This window comes from Saccharothrix lopnurensis (assembly GCF_042658445.1).
Taxonomy (GTDB): Bacteria; Actinomycetota; Actinomycetes; order Mycobacteriales; family Pseudonocardiaceae; genus Actinosynnema; species Actinosynnema lopnurensis.
The window spans coordinates 71,478-86,192 of record NZ_JBHSQO010000025.1; the positions used below are offsets into that span (position 1 = coordinate 71,478).

15 protein-coding genes are annotated in these 14,715 nt (G+C 73.5%); 9 read left to right on the plus strand and 6 right to left on the minus strand.

What is annotated here, in order from left to right:
- Positions 1–123: 123 nt before the first annotated feature.
- On the plus strand, positions 124–963 hold the full coding sequence (locus tag ACFP3R_RS23105) for a RecB family exonuclease (RefSeq protein ID WP_380638460.1): 840 nt from the start codon (positions 124–126) through the stop codon (positions 961–963).
- 10 nt (positions 964–973) lie between these two features.
- A complete protein-coding gene (locus ACFP3R_RS23110; RefSeq protein WP_380638461.1) occupies positions 974–1,276 on the plus strand; it encodes a hypothetical protein in 303 nt (100 codons plus the stop codon).
- Positions 1,277–1,279: 3 nt separating this feature from the next.
- On the opposite strand, the gene ACFP3R_RS23115 is transcribed toward ACFP3R_RS23110, so the two are convergent.
- The 3 genes from ACFP3R_RS23115 to ACFP3R_RS23125 all read right to left on the minus strand — a co-directional run bounded on the left by ACFP3R_RS23115 (position 1,280) and on the right by ACFP3R_RS23125 (position 5,901).
- Positions 1,280–2,152, minus strand: coding sequence for an alpha/beta fold hydrolase (locus ACFP3R_RS23115; protein ID WP_380638462.1), 873 nt, complete (start codon positions 2,150–2,152; stop codon positions 1,280–1,282).
- Between the two features lie 209 nt (positions 2,153–2,361).
- Entirely contained in the window at positions 2,362–3,675 is a 1,314-nt protein-coding gene (locus tag ACFP3R_RS23120) for an Rv3212 family protein (RefSeq protein ID WP_380638463.1), read from the minus strand.
- A 519-nt stretch (positions 3,676–4,194) separates the two neighbouring features.
- Positions 4,195–5,901, minus strand: a complete 1,707-nt coding sequence (locus tag ACFP3R_RS23125) for a DEAD/DEAH box helicase (protein WP_380638464.1) — start codon at positions 5,899–5,901, stop codon at positions 4,195–4,197.
- A 300-nt stretch (positions 5,902–6,201) separates the two neighbouring features.
- Here ACFP3R_RS23125 and ACFP3R_RS23130 point away from each other — a divergent pair, with 300 nt between their 5' ends.
- Positions 6,202–6,879, plus strand: a complete 678-nt coding sequence (locus ACFP3R_RS23130; protein WP_380638465.1) for a ferritin-like fold-containing protein — start codon at positions 6,202–6,204, stop codon at positions 6,877–6,879.
- Positions 6,880–6,920: 41 nt separating this feature from the next.
- Complete coding sequence (locus ACFP3R_RS23135; RefSeq protein ID WP_380638466.1) at positions 6,921–7,148, plus strand: DUF3107 domain-containing protein; 228 nt, start codon at positions 6,921–6,923, stop codon at positions 7,146–7,148.
- Positions 7,149–7,220: 72 nt separating this feature from the next.
- Here ACFP3R_RS23135 and ACFP3R_RS23140 read toward each other — a convergent pair whose 3' ends face one another.
- Together ACFP3R_RS23140 and ACFP3R_RS23145 are read right to left on the minus strand one after the other, a co-directional pair.
- Positions 7,221–7,577, minus strand: a complete 357-nt coding sequence (locus tag ACFP3R_RS23140) for a DUF4873 domain-containing protein (RefSeq protein ID WP_380638467.1) — start codon at positions 7,575–7,577, stop codon at positions 7,221–7,223.
- Positions 7,577–8,311, minus strand: a complete 735-nt coding sequence (locus ACFP3R_RS23145; protein WP_380638468.1) for a TetR/AcrR family transcriptional regulator — start codon at positions 8,309–8,311, stop codon at positions 7,577–7,579. The genes ACFP3R_RS23140 and ACFP3R_RS23145 overlap by 1 nt, the downstream gene beginning before the upstream one ends.
- 64 nt (positions 8,312–8,375) lie before the next feature.
- On the opposite strand from ACFP3R_RS23145, the gene ACFP3R_RS23150 reads away from it, so the two are divergent.
- Together ACFP3R_RS23150 and ACFP3R_RS23155 are read left to right on the plus strand one after the other, a co-directional pair.
- Complete coding sequence (locus tag ACFP3R_RS23150) at positions 8,376–9,275, plus strand: AurF N-oxygenase family protein (protein WP_380638469.1); 900 nt, start codon at positions 8,376–8,378, stop codon at positions 9,273–9,275.
- Positions 9,272–10,180, plus strand: a complete 909-nt coding sequence (locus ACFP3R_RS23155) for an alpha/beta fold hydrolase (protein ID WP_380638470.1) — start codon at positions 9,272–9,274, stop codon at positions 10,178–10,180. Before ACFP3R_RS23150 ends, ACFP3R_RS23155 begins: the two co-directional genes overlap by 4 nt.
- Positions 10,181–10,327: 147 nt before the next feature.
- Here ACFP3R_RS23155 and ACFP3R_RS23160 read toward each other — a convergent pair whose 3' ends face one another.
- The gene (locus ACFP3R_RS23160; protein WP_380638471.1) at positions 10,328–11,035 is read right to left on the minus strand and encodes a TetR/AcrR family transcriptional regulator; all 708 of its coding nucleotides are present in this window, start codon (positions 11,033–11,035) and stop codon (positions 10,328–10,330) included.
- 136 nt (positions 11,036–11,171) lie between these two features.
- Between ACFP3R_RS23160 and ACFP3R_RS23165 the strand changes: the two genes are divergently transcribed.
- From ACFP3R_RS23165 to moeZ, 3 genes are all read left to right on the plus strand, one after another.
- Positions 11,172–12,215, plus strand: a complete 1,044-nt coding sequence (locus tag ACFP3R_RS23165; protein ID WP_380638472.1) for an alpha/beta fold hydrolase — start codon at positions 11,172–11,174, stop codon at positions 12,213–12,215.
- 69 nt (positions 12,216–12,284) lie between these two features.
- Positions 12,285–13,313, plus strand: a complete 1,029-nt coding sequence (locus ACFP3R_RS23170; protein ID WP_380638473.1) for a DUF3152 domain-containing protein — start codon at positions 12,285–12,287, stop codon at positions 13,311–13,313.
- 188 nt (positions 13,314–13,501) lie between these two features.
- Entirely contained in the window at positions 13,502–14,674 is a 1,173-nt protein-coding gene (moeZ, locus tag ACFP3R_RS23175; RefSeq protein ID WP_380638474.1) for an adenylyltransferase/sulfurtransferase MoeZ, read from the plus strand.
- Positions 14,675–14,715 lie beyond the last annotated feature (41 nt).

Here is a 14,715-nt window from a genome sequence, read left to right on the forward strand (position 1 = left end):
CGCGGCTCATCCCGCGGCGATCACGCCCTTCGATCGTCGCGGGATCAGTCGCGAGCCGCCGACTTCCAGGCGGTCTCGCCGCGACGCCGGAGGCGGCGCAATCCAACACTGTAGCTTTGGCCCGTGCCTGAGCAGTTGGGGTTCGACTTCGGGTCCGCCCCGAAGAAGCTGGTGAAGGTGACGCCGGCGAAGCTGTCCACGTGGGCCGACTGCCCGCGTCGCTTCCGCATGGCCTACCTGGACCGGCCGACACCCCCGCGCGGCGGCGCGTGGGCGCACAACACGCTCGGCGCCGTCGTGCACAACGCCCTCAAGGCCCTGTTCGACCTGCCCGCCGACCGCCGCACCCCCGAGCAGGCCGTGGCCCTGCTGCACCGCCAGTGGAAGGACGACGGCTTCCGCGACGCCGAGCAGGCCGCCGGCTACCGGGACCGCGCGGTCGGCTGGGTGCGCGACTACGTCGAGGGCACCGACACCTCGATCGAACCGGTCGGCATCGAGCGCTGGGTGTCCACCCCCACGACCCGGATCGTCGCCGAGGGGCGGGTCGACCGCATCGACCTGCGCGACGGCGAGCTGGTGATCGTGGACTACAAGACCGGGCGCCATGCCCTGACCGTGGACGACGCGCGCGGCTCCCAGGCGCTCGCCCTGTACGCGCTGGCCGCGCGGCGCACCCTGCGCAGGCCGTGCCACCGGGTCGAGCTGCACCACCTGCCCACCAGGTCCGTCGCCGTGTGGGAGCACACCGAGGAGAGCCTGGGCCGGCACGTGACCCGGGCCGAGGAGGCCGCCGACGAGCTCAGCCTCGCCTCCGACACCCTCGCCGCGGGCGGCGACCGGGACGTGCTGTTCCCGCCCCGCACCGGCCGGCAGTGCACGTGGTGCGACTTCCGGCGCTCCTGCCCCGAGGGACAGCGCGCGTCGCCGGCGCTCGAACCGTGGGAGCTGCTCGCGCCGTAGAGTTGACCACGTGACGATGGTCGACAGCAGACCCGAACCGCGCGTGGCCAGGCTGTGGCGCGGGGTCAGCGGAGCGTTCGCCGTCGGACTGGTGCTGCTGGCGCTGGCCCTGATCGGCGTGCAGGTCTACGCGGGCGCCCACGACCTGCCCGGACCCGGGCTCGACGTGGTCGCCGGCCACGTCGGGGCAGCCGTCGCGGCGGCGGTGGCGCAGGTCTTCGCGGACCGCCGGCAGGGCCGCGCCGTGACGGCGTGCGGCCTGGTCGTGGTCGTGCTCACCGCCCTGACGATGTGGTTCTACTGGTGGGCGTGAGCCTCAGCTGAGCCACGCCCGCCACGTCGGCAGCACCGTGCCCAGCAGCGCGTCCGGCGCCTCCGTGTTCGGCGAGTGCACCACCCCGGGCAGCCCGGCGAAGTCCGCGTCGAGCCGCTCGGCCATGTCGCGCTGCGCGGCCGCCGACCACGCGTCGTCCAGCTCGCCGCACACCACCAGGCACGGGGTGCCCGTCGTGCGCAGGGTGCGGGCCAGCTTCGCGACCAGGTCCGGCTCGGTGCGCAGCGCCTCGCCCATGCCCACCAGCCCCGCCGGCGACGAACGGACGAACCGCGTCCGGTAGAAGTCCTTCAGCTCCTGCGGCACCACCCGCCAGCTCGGGTTCAGCGCCTGGCGGGACTCGTTGACCTGCTGCGCCGCCTCCACACCCCGTTCGCGCAGCACCACCTCACCCTGGTCCAGCGCGGCGCGCCGAGCCCCCGGCGGCAGCTCGGACGGACCCGACGCGAGCAGCGTCAACCCGGACACCGGAGCGCCCGCCAACACCGCGCCCCGCGCCACCAGTCCCCCGAACGAGTGACCCAGCAGCAGCACGCGCCTGCCCTCCGCGGCGAGCTTCGCCACCAGTTCGGACAGCCCCGCGCCCAGCGCCGAGGGCCGGTACTCCGCCTCCGCGACCGGTCCGGTCGACTCGTACTGGCCGGGCAGGTCGATGGCGACGACCTCGATGCCCGCGTCGGAGATCGGGTCGAGCAGGGGCGCGAAGTCCTCTTTGGACCCCGTGTAGCCGGGGACCAGCAGCGCCGTGGCGCCCAGGTCGCGCCCGGCGGCGGGGGAGCGCAGGGCGGCGATCGGGCCGTGCCTGCCGGGCAGGTCGACGCGCGCCGCGCGGTGCGGGCTGAACTGCGAGTGCACGTCTGGCAGTCTGCCGCACCCGGGGCGCGGACGCGTGGCGGTCCTCCGCACCGGCTGCGGGGCCGACCGGGTGGTTCGACGTGACGCGGGCGACAGCGCGGCCGTCTCCCGCCACCGACACCTGCTCCCGACACCTGCTCCCGCTACCGGCGCCGACTGCCCCGCCTCCCCCGGCCTCCTCCACCCACCGGAGCGCGACCGGCGTGTCGCTACCGGAGCGCGACCAGCGTGCTTCCGCGCTGCTCCAGCACGACCGGCCCCTCGGTGGCCATCTCCACGTGCCCGGTGTACCCCTCCCGGTCGACCGGCACCGAGGTCACCTCCTGGCCGCTGACCTGGTCGATCACGTCCAACCCGTCGGCGACCGGCACGAGCAGGTGACCGGCCATCGTGGTGCCGGTGCCGAGGGTGCCGTCCACCGTCCACAGCGGGTTGAGGTCGTTGAGCGACAGCGCGATCGTCCGCGACCCGGTGAACCAGTAGGTGTTCGCCGTGCTGGTGAAGGTCGACGCCACCCGACCGGGCGGGTCGCCGGCCAGCTCCTCCGCGGTCACCTGGACGGGGTACTCGGCCACCAGGCTGCCGTTGTCGGCGTCGAAGACCGTCAACTTGCCTGGCGTGGCCACCGCGACCCGCGTCGCCGTCAGCGCGATCACCCGGGTGCCCTTGTCGGCGAGCGCCATGCTGCTGATGACCTGCGGTTCGTCGGACTTCTCGGGGTTCGGCTTGAGGATCGTGATCCGGTCGCCGGGGTCCTGCTCGGGGCAGCGCTCCAGCACCGCGACCTTGCCGGGCGCCACCGCGAACGAGCCGTACGTGCAGTTGGGGCGCGGCTGCTTGCCCGGGTTCACGATGGCGCGCAGGGTGCCGTACTCCAGCGACCGCACCAGGTCGTCGCGGCGGTAGACCTCGACGAACTTCTCCCCGGTGGTGAGCACGTGGGAGCCCTCGTTCAGCAGGCGGGTGCCGAGCTCGGCGTCACCGTTGCGCTGCGGGCCGCGGGTGCCGGAGGCGGTGTCGAGGGTGGTGACCTCCGAGCAGTTGGTCTCCTTGCGGTGCACGGCGAACACCCGGCCCCACGCGGTCGACACGGTGCACAGCGGCCAGTCGCGGCTGTAGCGCCAGCGCACGTCGCCGGTCAGCGCGTTCCGGCCGACGACCTCGCCGCCGTCGCCGGTGACCACGACCGAGTCCAGGTTCACCGGCACCGGGGTCGCGCCGCTGGGCGCGCGCCACACCTCCGCGAGCGCGGGCGGCAGCACGGTCACCGGTTGGAGGGGGGTGATCTGCGACGGGCCGGTCTGGCTCGTGGTGTTGCGGGCGTCGCTGGTCAGCCACACCACCAGCGTCGCCACCAGCACCGCCACCGTCACCAGCGCGACCCCGATGAAGTCACCCCTGGTGCGCCACGAGCGGGCGGGTAGCGGCTCGTCCGCGTCGTCGTGGAGGTCGGCGGGATCTTCCAGGACGTCCTCTGCCAGGACGCCCTGCCCGTTCGCCTCCGCCTGCTCCGGCTGACCCACTGCCCGGCTCCCCGTTGATCGGCGATCTGTCTGGCGACATGCTGCCACCACGGGGAAGAGGTCGGTGTGAACCGCGGCCCATGTGAGACCACAACCCCTGCGGCGGCGGGCGGTGGCCTACCTCTCACCTGGCGGCGGCGGGTGGTGGCCTACCCCGCACCTGTGTGCCGCACGGGCGCCGGCCTACCCCTCACCCGTGTGCACAGGCGGTGGCCCACCCCTCACCTGCGTGGCGCACGGGCGGGCCCGTCCACCCCGTCGCGCGAGGCGGCGGGTGGTCCCGGGTGCTCCTGGTGCTCCGGCTGCCCCGTGTGGCGGACCGCGGCCTGTGGGAGCCGCGGTCTCAGGTGTGGACCGCGACCCCTGTGCGAGTCGCGGTCCCGTGGTGGCCGGCGTTCCTCACCCTTTTAACCGAGTGTCGGTAACACCGTTTCCGTACATTTTCGGCCCATGATCACTCAATCGAGTGACACACAAACCCGCTCACCAGCAGAAACGTCTCGTCGAGCAGGCGTGAGCCTACTCCGCCGACGGGGTCTCCGCCTCGCCACCACCGGTGCGCCGACGCCTGCGCCGACGCGGGCGGGACGGGCCGTCCGCCGACGAGGACTGGGCCTCGGCGTCGCCGGGCGCGCCCGCGGGCACCTCGCTCGGGGTCCCCTCGCCCTCGACGGACACGCCGGCGCGGCTGCGGCGGCGCTTGCGCGGGCGCTTGGTCCCCTCCTCGTCACCCGAGGACGAGGGCGAGGACGACGGGGCCGACGCCGGGGCCGACGAGGACGACGACGGGGCCGAGGGCGACGACTTCGGGGCGGTCTCGTCCGCCGCCTCGCCACGACCCCGGCGACGCGACTTGGACCGCGTCTTCTTGCCGCCGGTCTTCAGGTTCTCCTCGGGCTCCGCGTCCAGCCCGGCCCGCGTGCGCAGGCCCAGCGGCAGCCGACCGGAGGAACCGGACGGGATGTTCAGGTCGGTGAACAGGTGGTCCGACGTCGAGTACGTCTCCACCGCCTCCGGCTTGCCCAGGCCGAGTGCGTCGCTGATCGACTTCCAGCGCGGCTCCTCGTCCCAGTCCACCAGCGTGACCGCGACGCCCGTGCGCCCCGCCCGACCCGTGCGGCCGATGCGGTGCACGTAGGTCTTCTCGTCCTCCGGGCACTGGTAGTTGATGACGTGGGTGACGCCCTCCACGTCGATGCCGCGCGCCGCGACGTCGGTGGCGACCAGCACGTCGATCTTGCCCGACCGGAACGCCCGCAGCGCCTGCTCGCGCGCGCCCTGCCCGAGGTCACCGTGCACGGCGGCGGCCGCGAAGCCGCGCTCGACCAGGTCGTCCGCCACCTTCTGCGCGGTGCGCTTGGTGCGGGTGAAGATCATGGACAGGCCGCGGTCGCGGGCCTGGAGCATCCGGGCCAGCAGCTCGGTCTTGTCCAGGGCGTGCGCCCGGTAGACGAACTGCTCGGTGCGCTCGTGGATGGCGCCCGCGTCGTTCTCCTCGGCCCGCACGTGCGTGGGCTGGTTGAGGAACGTCCGGGCGAGCGTGATGATCGGCCCCGGCATGGTCGCCGAGAACAGCATGGTCTGCCGCTCGTCGGGCACCATGCGCAGGATTCGCTCGATGTCGGGCAGGAAGCCCAGGTCCAGCATCTCGTCGGCCTCGTCGAGCACGAGCCCGCGCACCTTGCCGAGCACGAGGTGCCGCTGCTCGGCGAGGTCGAGCAGCCGGCCCGGGGTGCCGACGACGACGTCCACGCCCTTGCGCAGCGCCGCGATCTGCGGCTCGTAGGGCCGCCCGCCGTAGATGGCGAGCACGCGCACGTCCAGGTGCCTGGCCGCGTCGGTCAGGTCGTGGGTGACCTGGAGGCACAGCTCGCGGGTGGGCACCACGACCAGCGCCTGCGGCGTGCCGTCGCCGGGGGTGGTGATGCGCTGGAGCAGCGGGATGCCGAAGCCCAGCGTCTTGCCGGTGCCGGTGCGGGCCTGGCCGATGACGTCGTCGCCCGCGAGCGCGAGCGGCAGGGTCAGCTCCTGGATGGCGAACGCGCGCTCGATGCCCGCCTCGGCGAGCGCGCGCACGATCTCCTCGCGCACGCCCATCTCGGTGAAGGTGGGGGAGTCGGTCCGCACCGGCGCGTTGGCCGCCAGCGGGTGCGAGGTGTCGTCCGCGGGGACACCGGCCTCGCTGTGCTCCAGGGTCACGGGATCGATGGGGGTGTCTTCGTTCATCGCAGTCAGGGTGATCGCCTCTCTCGTACCAGCGCGCACGGCCTGTACGGGCCGCTCGACCGCGTCACCGCCGCCGGGCCGCCGAGGGCCGGGCGAGGTCGCGGGAGGGGCCGGCGAGGTTTGTGCGCGCACCCTCTCCTGACGGCACGGTGCCGCCGCAGTTCAGCCGTCGGTACCGCTGCGAGCCCCCACTGGGCCGCGCCGCACCGGGCGTCGGAGCACCACAATACCCGCCGACCTGGACGATAGGGGCACAACGACGACGTCGTGGGTGCGGCGTGCCCGGCTAGGCTCCCCGGCATGAGCGAAGCGGAGGCGGGGCGGGCGGCGGTGTCCGACCAGTTCGCCGAGGGGGTCGTGGACCTGCTCGGGGCGATCGCGTACGGCGAGCTGTCGGCGTTCGACCGGATGGCGGAGGACGCCCGCACCGCGCCGACGCTGGCCGGGCGCGCGGCGCTGTCGCGGATGGCCGCGGCCGAGATCGGCCACTACGCGCTGCTGGACCGCTACCTGGCGGAGCGGGGCCGGTCGCTGGAGGAGGCGATGCGGCCGTTCGCGGCGGGCTTCGACGCCTTCCACGCCTCCACCGCGCCCCGGTCGTGGCTGGAGTCGCTGGTCAAGGCGTACGTGGGCGACGCGCTGGCGGCCGACTTCTACCGCGAGGTGGCCGAGTGGCTGGACGAGCCGACCCGGGAGCTGGTGCTGTCGGTGCTGGCCGACACGGGTCACTCGGCGTTCGCCGAGCGCGAAGTCCTGGCGGCCTGCGAGGCGGACCCGAAGCTCCGCGACCGGCTGACCCTGTGGGGCCGCCGGCTGCTCGGCGAGGCGTTGACGCAGGCCCAGTACGTGGTGGCGGAGCGGGACGGGCTGGCGGAGCTGATCATCCGCGGTTCGGGGGACCTGGCGGGCATCGCCACGCTGTTCCGCCGGCTCCAGCAGAGCCACACGCGCCGCATGACCGTGCTCGGCCTCGGCTAGTGTTGCCCTCGACAGCCATCGTCGCGCGCACGGAGGTCAGCGTGGAGGTCAGGGTCGGCATCGCGGACAGCCCGCGGGAGCTCGTGGTGTCCAGCGGGCTCACCCCCGATGAGGTCGAGGCGCAGGTCGCGGACGCGCTGAAGGCGGGGTCCGGGCAGCTCGTGCTGGTCGACCAGAAGGGCGCCCGCTTCGTGGTGCCCGCGGCGCGCATCGCGTACGTGGAGATCGGCCCGAGCGACGCCCGCAGGGTCGGCTTCATCGCCGGCTGAGCCGCTCGGCACGGCCGTGGACGACCGGAAGGGCACCCGAACGGGTGCCCTTTCCGCGTGTTCGGACCCCGGTCAGCCGACCGGGAAGGGCGGGGTGGAGGTCCCCGCGACGCGGTAGCGCCCCCACGGGTCGGGGTCGGTCAGGGACCCGGTCGCCGCGCCGCCGGGGGTGCGCAGCAGCGCGGTCCGCGCGCCGCCCTCGACCAGCTCGGTGACCCGCTCGTCCGCCGCGACCCGGCCGTACCAGTGGTAGCGGCCGTCGATGGGCTGGAAGAAGCCGCGCAGCTCGACGCCCACCGGCACCTCCCGCCCGTCGAACACCAGCACGGCCTCGCCGGTGTAGCCGTCCTCCGGGTGCCCGTCCTCCTGGTGCCCGTCTTCCGGGTGCCCGTCCTCCGGGTGCCCCTCCGGACCGTGTTCCCCCGCCATCACGCCTCCCTGCCGTCGACCAGCCGCAGCCGGGGTTCGGACAGCGCCTCCTCGGGGGAGAACTCCGTGGTCAGCGGCGCGTCCGGGTCGATCTCGACGCCGGCGGAGCGCAGCAGCCCGTCGATGGCGTGCCAGATGATCGTGGTCAGGTAGTCGCTCAGGCTCGCCCGGGTCATCGACTGCCGGTCCAGCCACCAGTCGCCCGCGTTCTGCACCATGCCGACCAGCGCGTGCGCCCACGGCTCGGCGCCGCCGGAGTCCATGCCGAACGCCCGCAGGTAGTCGCCGAGCAGCCGCGCCAGCGCGTTGGCGATCATGGTCTTGTCCTCGCCGACCACGTCCTGCTCGACCGGCCGGTCCGCGAACGAGGCGCGCACCACGAACCGGTACAGGTTGGGGTGCTCCTCGATCACCGACAGGTAGGCGTCGACGATCCGCGCGATCCGGACGCGGATGGGCCCCTCGTGGCCGATGGCCGGGCCGAGCCGGTCCATCAGCATCTCCGTGGCCCGCTGCCCCACCGCCAGGTACAGGTCGGACTTGTCGGCGAAGTGCCGGTAGAGCACCGGTTTGCTCACCCCGGCCTCGGCGGCGATCTCGTCCATGCCCACGTCCGGGCCGTGCCCGGCGACCGCGCGGATGGTCGCCTCGACGAACTCGGCGCGCCTCGCCTCGCGGTGACCCTTCCACCGCTCGCGCCGAGCGTCCGTCCCGCCCTTGACAGTTCGAGCCATGTGACGCACGCTACCAGAAGTAACCGTTACCTCAAGTAACACGTACTCGATCGGGGAGGGGTCCATGACGAGGACCGTCAAGGTGGCGGACCGCGAGAAGACCGCCGAACGGCTGCTCAACTCCTCGGCCGACCGGTCCTACGACCCCGAGGTCGACATCGACTGGTCCGCGCCGCTGGTCGAGGGCCTCCGGTACACCCCCGAGCACCGGTGCTCCCTCTACGGCACCGCGCTGTGGGACCGGATGAGCCCGGAGCAGCGCGTCGACCTGTCCCGGCACGAGGTCGCCAGCATCGCGTCCGTGGGCCTGTGGTTCGAGATCCTGCTGATGCAGATGCTGCTCAAGGAGGTCTACGGCGCGGACCCGACGACCCGGCACGCGCAGTACGCGCTGACCGAGATCGCCGACGAGTGCCGGCACTCCACCATGTTCGCGCGCCTGGTCGAGCGCATCGGCTGCCCGGCCTACGGCCCCCGCCCGCACACCCGCCGACTGGGCAAGGTGCTGCCGGTGATCGGCTACGGGCCCGCGCTGTACGGCTCGATCCTGGTCGCCGAGGAGGTCCTGGACCGGCTCCAGCGCGAGGCGATGGCCGACGGGTCGGTGCAGCCGCTGGTGCGCATGGTCAACCGCATCCACGTGCTGGAGGAGGCCCGCCACGTGCGGTTCGCGCGCGAGGAGGTCGTGCGCGGCATGGCCACGATCACCCGCAAGGAGCTGCCCTACCAGCGGTGGCTGCTCGCGACCACGTCCATGTTCGTCATCCGGTCGCTGATCAACCCCGAGGTCTACGCCGCGGTCGGGCTCGACCGGGACGAGGCGCACCGGGCCGCGCTGGGCAACCCGCACTGGCGGGAGACGATCCGCTGGTCGGGCGAGCGGATCATGGGGTTCCTGGACGAGGTCGGCCTCGTCGGCAAGCCGGGGACGCGCGCGTGGCGCCGGTCCTTCCTGCTCGGGTGAGCGCGGTGGGCGCGGCGGTGGGGCACACCCCCCGGTTCACCACCTCGGACGGCGCGGAGCTGCACGTGGTCGACACCGGCCCGCGCGACGCCACGACCACGACCGTCCTGGTGCACGGCTGGACGCTGGACCACACCTCGTGGGACGAGGTGGCGCGTGGGCTGCCCGGCCGCGTGCTGCGCTACGACCTGCGCGGTCACGGCCGGTCGGCGCCCGCGCCGGAGGGCACGGCCACCATCGCCCGGTGCGCCGACGACCTGGCCGAGCTGGTCGGGGCGCTCGTGCCGACCGGGCGGGTCCTGCTGGTCGGCCACTCGATGGGCGGCATGACGATCATGGCGCTGGCCGAGCAGCACCCCGCTCTGGTCGACCGGCTCGCGGGCGTGGTGCTGGTCGCCACCTCTTCGGGTGAACTCGCGGGCACGACGCTCGGGCTGCCGGGCGCGCTCGGGCGGCTGTTCACGGCGGGCGAGAAGGCGGTGAACCGGCGGATCGCCCGGTCCCGGCGGCCGAGGCTGCTCACGCGCACCGGCGCGGTGCGGCCGGGCCTGCGCTGGCTGCTGTTCGGCGAGCGGCCGTCGTGGCGGCACGTGGCGATGACGGCGCAGATGGTCGGGTGCTGCCACCCGGTGGCCATGGTGGCGTTCCGCGACTCGCTCGACGAGCACGACCGGCGCCGGGCGCTGGCCGGGCTGGCCCGGGTGCCCGCGGTGGTGCTGGCCGGCACCGCCGACCGCCTCACGCCGCTCGGGCACGCGCGCGTCATCGCCGACGAGCTGCCGGGGGCCGAGCTGGTCGTGCACCCCGGCGCCGGGCACATGCTGCCCCTGGAGAGGGCGGAGGAGGTCACCGCGCGCATCACCGCGCTGCTGCGCCGCCCCGCTCCCGGCGGGTCGGCGCCGTGACCGGAGGATCAGGGCCCTGAACGACTGGTCAGGGCCCTGACCAGCCGGTCGGCGCCGTGACCGGCAAGTCGTCGGCCCCGACCGGAGGGTCAGGGCCCCGACCGGTGGGTGGGCCGCCCCGTCGGGGAGGCGGCCCACCCACCGGTGTCAGCGCTGGGCGTCGAGCTCCTGGGCGTCCCACTGCTGGCCGTCGAGGGTCTGGCCGTCGAGGTGCTGGAGCGGGAAGCCGCCGCCGATGCCCCGCCACGCCAGGTTGGAGATCAGCGCCACCGCGTCCTCCTTGGCCACCTGCCGGTCGTCCGCCAGCCAGGCCCGCGCCGTCACCTGCGACAACCCCACCAGGCCCACGGCCAGCAGCCGCGCCCGGTGCTCGTCCAGGCCGGTGTCGGCGGTGATGGTCTCGGTGATCGCGTCCACGCTGTCCGTCGTCGCCCGCTCCACGGCCTGCGCCACGGCCGGCTCGCCCCGCAGGTCGGACTCGAACACCATCCGGAACGCCTGGCCCTCGCCGTCCACGAAGTCGTAGAACGCGCCGACCGTCGCCTTGACCCGCTGCTTGTTGTCCGTGGTGGACTCCAGCGCGTCGCGCACCCGGTTCACCAGCTCGTCCACGTGGGACTCCAGGAGCGCCATGTAGAGCTCCAGCTTCCCGGGGAAGTGCTGGTAGAGGACGGGCTTGCTGACGCCCGCGCGCTCGGCGATCTCGTCCATCGCGGCGGCGTGGTAGCCGTTGGTCACGAACACGTCCTGCGCCGCGGCCAGCAGTTGGGCGCGCCGGGCGGTGCGGGGCAGCCGAACGCCCCGCCCCGCGGCGCCGCCGTGGTGCCCGACCGCAGTCTGGGCCGTCTCCGTCATGGTGCCTCCAGCCAACCGATCATCGCGGAACCGGGAAGGGTTGCCCCGCCGGCTCGTCGGCAACCTTACTCGCTGGTAGGAGCGACCCGGGAAAGCTCCTCGTTTCGCGGGACGCCCCGGCAGGCATCCTGCAAACGTGACCGAGACCCTCGGGGCGGGCCGAGCCGCCATCACCCACGTGCCCCTGTCCGCCGCGCCGCTCCCACCGCTGGACACAACGATCGAACCGTGGCCGGGTGACTACGTCGAGGTCGCCGGGCACCGGGTGCACGTCCGGCGCACCCCGAGAGGAGGCATCCCAGGAGGAGGCAGCCCGACAGGGGGCAGCCCGGCGGGGAGCGGCTCGGGCGAGGGCACCCGGACGGCCGTCTACGTGCACGGCCTGGGCGGCTCGTCGACCAACTGGACCGACCTGGCCGCCCAGCTGTCCGGCTACGCCGAGGGCCACGCCCTGGACCTGCCCGGGTTCGGCCGCTCCGAGCCGATCCACGGCTACGACTTCCGGATGCTCACCCACGCGGAGGTGGTCATCGGCTACCTCGACTCGCTCGGCGCGGGCCCGGTGGACCTGTTCGGCAACTCCATGGGCGGCGCGATCACCCTCATGGCCGCCGCCACCCGCCCCGACCTGGTGCGGACGCTGACCCTGGTCTCGCCCGCCGTGCCGGACCTGCGGCTGAGCCTGCGCCGGGTGTCCGACCCCCGGTTGCCGCTGGCGTTCCTGCCGGTCGTGGGCGCCCGCGTGCGCGAGCAGCTGGCCGCGCTGACGCCGCGCGAGCGGACCCACCAGATGCTGCGCCTGTGCTTCGCCGACCCCTCGCTGGTGCCGGACAACCGCATCCGGCAGAGCGAGGACGAGTACGTCGAGCGGTCCGCGCAGGCGTGGGCGGGCAACGCGCTCAACCGCAGCACGATCGAGCTGATCCGGACCTGGCTGGTGCCCCGGTCGAGGTCCCTGTGGCTGCTGCCGCCGAAGGTCACCGCCCCGGTGCTGGTCATCTGGGGTGCGGAGGACCGGCTGGTCAGCGTGCGCAAGGCGCCGAGGGTCACCCGGATGCTGCCGCGCGGGCGGCTGCTGGTGCTGCCGCGCACCGGGCACGTGGCGCAGATGGAGCGCCCGGTCTCCGCGGCCCGCGCCGTGCTCGGCATGTGGGAGGCGGCCGACCGGGGCGAATGGTGAGGTGGATCGGTTCAGCACCCAGGTCACCGGGGTCGGGGCGATCACCGCGGTTGTGGCACCCTGGTGGGCGTGAACCGGACGACGCAGGGCACGGCGTCTCCCGGGGGTTCCTCCCCGGGTGACCGGCCGTCGCTGTCCGAGGACCGCTACCGCCGGGGCGCGCGGCGCACCGGGGCCGACCCCCTGGCCGCCTCGTGGGAGCCCGCGGGCCGCGCGCCGCGCCGGCGCCGGCGCGGGGTCAAGGGCCTGGTCGCGAACTACGGCTGGCGGATCTACGCGGTGCCCGTGCTGCTGGTGCTGACCGCGCTGGTGGTGCTGGACACCGCCACGCCGGGGGGCACCGGGCAGGACGCCGAGGCCGGGTCGCCGCCCGGCGACCAGGCCGTGCTCACCACCTCTGCCGGGCCCGCGGCCAGCGAGAAGCCGCCCGCGGACATCGACCTGAAGAACTTCCCGACCGCCGTGCTGCCCGAGGGCCCGAGGTACTCCGAGCAGGGCGCGGGCACCTGGCAGGTCGTCCCCGGCCAGACCGACAAGGTCGGCGAGGGCCGGCTCTACCGGTACGACATCGCCATCGAGGACGGTGTGGAACCCGTGGACTTCGGCGGCGACCGCGAGGCGTTCGCGCGCACCGTCGACTCCTTCCTGGCCGACCCGCGCAGCTGGGTGGGCACCGGCCAGGCGTCGATGCAGCGGGTGGAGGGCGGCGACGTCGACTTCACCATCAGCCTCACCACCACCAACACCACGCACGCCATCTGCGGCTACTCGATCCAGTTCGAGTCCTCGTGCTGGCACGAGCCCACCGGTCGGGTGATCATCAACGTGGCCCGCTGGGTGCGCGGCGGCAAGGTCTACGGCAACGACATCACGGCCTACCGCACCTACGCGATCAACCACGAGGTCGGGCACGTGCTGGACAACCAGCACGTCGGCTGCGCGGAGAGCGGCAAGGCGGCGCCGGTGATGATGCAGCAGTCGTTCGGCGTGGCCAACGACTACGTCGCGCAGCTCAACTCGGTGCCCGGCGGCGATTCCGGCGCCGTGCCCGCCGACGGCAAGGTGTGCACGCCCAACCCGTTCCCGGTGTCCCCCTGAGGGACCTCTCCGGGAGATCCCTCCGAGAGATCCCCCTGGGAAATCCCCCTGGGAAATCCCTCCGGGGACCCTTCCCGGGACCCCTCCGGGACGTCCCGAGGCGTGGGACGACTTCCCGGGCGGGAAGACGCCGGGGCAGGCTGGTGTTGTCCGTCGGTAGAGGACATGTTTCGTCGAGGAGGACTCAGATGGCGCTTCCGCCGCTCGTGGAGCCCGCAGCGGAGCTGACCAAGGAGGAAGTCGCGCGGTACAGCCGCCACCTGATCATCCCCGACGTCGGGGTCGACGGTCAGAAGCGGCTGAAGAACGCGAAGGTCCTGGTGGTCGGCGCGGGCGGACTGGGCAGCCCGGCCCTGCTGTACCTGGCCGCGGCGGGCGTCGGCACGCTCGGCGTGGTCGACTTCGACGTGGTCGACGAGTCGAACCTCCAGCGCCAGGTCATCCACGGCCAGTCGGACGTCGGCAGGCCGAAGGCGGAGTCGGCGCGGGACTCGGTCGCCGAGATCAACCCGTTCGTGAAGGTGGTGCTGCACCAGACCCACCTGAGCTCGGAGAACGCGCTCGACATCTTCCGGGACTACGACCTGATCCTGGACGGCACGGACAACTTCGCCACCCGGTACCTGGTCAACGACGCCGCCGTGCTGCTGGGCAAGCCGTACGTGTGGGGCTCGATCTTCCGGTTCGAGGGCCAGGTCAGCGTGTTCTGGGAGGACGCGCCGGACGGGCAGGGCCTGAACTACCGCGACCTCTACCCCGAGCCGCCGCCGCCCGGCATGGTGCCGTCGTGCGCCGAGGGCGGGGTGCTGGGCGTGCTGTGCGCGTCGATCGGCTCGGTCATGGTCACCGAGGCGATCAAGCTGCTGACCGGCATCGGCGACCCGCTGCTGGGCCGGCTCATGATCTACGACGCGCTGGAGATGTCCTACCGGACCATCAAGATCCGCAAGGACCCGGAGAGCGTGAAGGTCACCGAGCTGATCGACTACGACGCGTTCTGCGGCGTGGTCTCGGACGAGGCCCAGCAGGCGGCGGCGGGCAGCACCATCACCCCGCTGGAGCTGAAGCAGAAGCAGGAGGCGGGCGAGAACTTCCTGCTCGTCGACGTCCGCGAGCCGCACGAGTACCAGATCGTGAAGATCCCGGGCTCGGTGCTGATCCCGAAGGACCGGATCCTGTCGGGCGAGGCGTTCGCGGAGCTGCCGCAGGACAAGCAGCTGGTGCTCAACTGCAAGACGGGCGCGCGGTCGGCGGAGGCGCTGGCGGTGCTGCACCGGGCCGGGTTCAAGGACGCCGTGCACGTCGGCGGCGGCGTGATCGCGTGGGCCCGCCAGGTCGACCCGAGCCTGCCGACCTACTGAGCGAACGGACGGGGCGGGGTCGTCGTCGCGACGGCCCCGCC